A 2018-nucleotide genomic window follows, 5' to 3' on the forward strand; every position below is an offset into this window, starting at 1 on the left:
CGCGAGCGCCGGCGGATCACGGTCGGCGAAATCGTGCGCACCGCGATGTCGCTGAGCACCGCCGATCCGGAAGATCTCGGCGCCAACTCGATCCTGCTTGAGCGGGTGATCGATCCGGCCGTGCGGAAGGCGGGCGAAACCTTTCTCGCCGATCTCGATTCAATCACCGTCGAACAGATGTGCGAGACGGCTGAGAAAGCCCGTGTGCTCGACGACGGGGCGGTCAAGGCGCGGATTTGCTGGAAACGCGGGGCTGGGATGACCTTGCCAGCGGCGTGATCGAGTCCTCGTATTCCTGGTCGAGTTCCTTTCTGACGGCGGCGATCTGGCGCAGCTCGAACTCGGTGAAGCGCAGGCCGCGCCAGCGCTCTGCAGCGCGGATGAGCGCGCCGAACATGAGTTTGAGCACCGGCTTTTCGCCGAAGCCGTTGGGGATGATTTTGAGCCTTCGCCGTTCCTCGACGAACAGCCGTTCGAGCAGGTTGGTCGTCCTGGCGAAGCGCCGATGCGTGACCGGCAGGCGCAGGTGGGCGATGCAGGCCCCGAAGTCGTCGTCAAAACAGGCGAACGCGCTCGGAAGGACATCGGCGTAGTCGGCGCGGATGCCCGCCGCCAGTTGGCGCGCGATCGCCCGCGAGGGCGCCTGATAGCAGGCGGCGACCCGCGTCTTGAACTCCGGCCACAGGTCGGTGGGGACCTTGGCCGCGAGGTTGCGCATCCGGTGCGCCAGGCAGCGCTGGCGCGCCGAGCGCGGAAAGCATTCCTCAATTGCCCGGATGATCCCAGGCGCCCCATCGGAAACGATCAGCAGCGGATCGCCGAGCCCGCGGGCGCGCAGGTCCTGGAAGAACGCGCGCACCGTCTCGACGTCCTCCTTGGAGCCCGCCATCAACCCAAGCAGGACCTTGCGTCCGTCCTCGCCGACGCCCCAGGCAGCCAGCACAGCCTCACGCCGCTGGCCTGGCCGAAGCCGCTCGGCGATTCCGTCGACGAACAGGTAGACGACGGCGTGCTCCGAAAGATCGCGCTTGCAGAAATCCTCGTATTCGGCCCACAGACGCTCGGTGATCTCGCTCACCGCCGCCCGCGACAGAAGCCGTCTGCCCGTCTCGTCGGTGAACGCATCCTCGATGTCGCGCGTCGACAAACCGCGCGCGTAGAGCTCCACCGCCAGCCGCTCGAGTTCCCTCGTGCGTCCCGCCAACGCCGCGCGCACGCTCGAGATGAACGGCTCGGGCGTGTCGCGAACCTGCGGCGCGGCGTATTCGACTGCGCCCTCTGCCGTCTTCACCTTGCCCGTCCGATACCCGTTGCGGTAGCCGGGCTTTTCGCCCTCGCCACGTTCGTAGCGCTCGCGGCCGAGGGCGTCGCTGACCTCGCCCTCCAGCGTTTCTTCGACAATCAGCCGCAGCGCCAGGCGGACCAGATCGCCCCGTCCGGCCGCCGTCCCCAAGTCTCCGTTCATCAAGGCGCGAAGCTCCTCGCGCGTGCGCTCGGGCGCGGATAATCTTTGCATTGGGATGCTCCCTGGGGCCCCCGGCGCCAACCGAAAGCCCGCTTTCCTGTTGCGATTCAGGCAGGGTGCATCCCAACCCCATTTTCCAGCAAGCCTACGCCTTCACCAATTGGTCCGATCGATGCGTGGCGCGTGAGCTTGTACGAGAACTCGGCGACAGATTCCGAATGCCGCATTCCGTGGAATCGACCAAAATGATATTTCCTGCCTCTGCTCGCTCGGCGGCATCCACAGCAGGCATTTGATTGTACCGAGCCGCCGGGCGAGATAGTCCGCAGTACCACGGAGGGGAAGACGATGTCCGAGACGGCAATCACGGATCGCGCCGGGACGGCGGAACAGTCGCGCCTTCAACAAAGCCGGGACGCCGGGATCCAGTGGAAGTTGTGGGGGCCTTACCTCAGCGAGCGCCAGTGGGGAACGGTACGGGAAGACTACAGCGAGACCGGCGACGCCTGGGGCTACTTTTCCCACGATCAGGCGCGCTCGCGCGCCTATCACT

Annotated in this window: 2 protein-coding genes and 1 pseudogene; 2 read left to right on the forward strand and 1 reads right to left on the reverse strand. The window is 66.1% G+C overall.

Features of this window, described 5'->3' with window-relative positions; genetic code table 11:
* Positions 1-279, forward strand: a pseudogene (locus WCB02_RS13770) (hypothetical protein); the annotation flags it as partial.
* Here WCB02_RS13770 and WCB02_RS13775 read toward each other — a convergent pair.
* Positions 224-1516: an IS256 family transposase gene (locus tag WCB02_RS13775; protein WP_423958774.1), complete on the reverse strand. Its 1293-nt coding sequence runs from the start codon at positions 1514-1516 to the stop codon at positions 224-226. The pseudogene WCB02_RS13770 and the gene WCB02_RS13775 overlap by 56 nt on opposite strands.
* Positions 1517-1813: 297 nt before the next feature.
* Between WCB02_RS13775 and WCB02_RS13780 the strand changes: the two genes are divergently transcribed.
* The coding region (locus WCB02_RS13780) for a hypothetical protein (RefSeq protein ID WP_423958775.1) at positions 1814-2018 on the forward strand (205 nt) is incomplete at its 3' end.

Source organism: Bradyrhizobium sp., from assembly GCF_049581145.1.
Lineage (GTDB): Bacteria > Pseudomonadota > Alphaproteobacteria > Rhizobiales > Xanthobacteraceae > Bradyrhizobium.